Source organism: Enterococcus sp. 125944 (assembly GCF_051909435.1).
GTDB classification, from domain to species: Bacteria; Bacillota; Bacilli; order Lactobacillales; family Enterococcaceae; genus Enterococcus_D; species Enterococcus_D gallinarum.
Window position 1 is genome coordinate 1 of the sequence record NZ_JBQASY010000071.1, and the last position, 433, is coordinate 433.

The 433-nt window shown below is 39.0% G+C and carries 1 protein-coding gene; it reads right to left on the minus strand.

The annotated features are described in order from the left end of the window. Positions 1 to 433, minus strand: a 433-nt coding sequence (locus tag ACTFWY_RS17835) for a transposase family protein (RefSeq protein ID WP_439939979.1), incomplete at both ends; no start/stop codon positions are given.

Below are 433 nucleotides of genomic sequence, written 5' to 3' on the forward strand. Positions count from 1 at the left end.
CTGGTAATGCTTCGTTGCTTCACGCAAGATCCGTGTCACCGTCCCATCCGAGACGAAGTACTTCTTAGCGATTAGTTTACGTGATTGATTTTCGTACAGTTCCATGAGAATCGCCTGCTTCAGTTCCTTTGTTAGTTGATGATGTTCATCAACTAAGTCCGTTTTCGCAGAAAAGGTCTGCCCACAATCATAGCAGAGAAAACGGGTACGTTTTAATTCTAAAATAGTCAACTTTTCTTTGACTTTCAATATCTGAGTACGTGTCGTATAGGAACCGTTGCGGATAATACGAATCGATCCACAGTGTTCACAATGGGAAGGTGAGTCATCCAATTTTCCTTTAATAAACTGCGCTTGAACGCCTTTATATTCTTTTTCAATCAGCCATTCTTCATCAAAAAATAAATGTTTATCTGTTAATCCGAGTAATTTT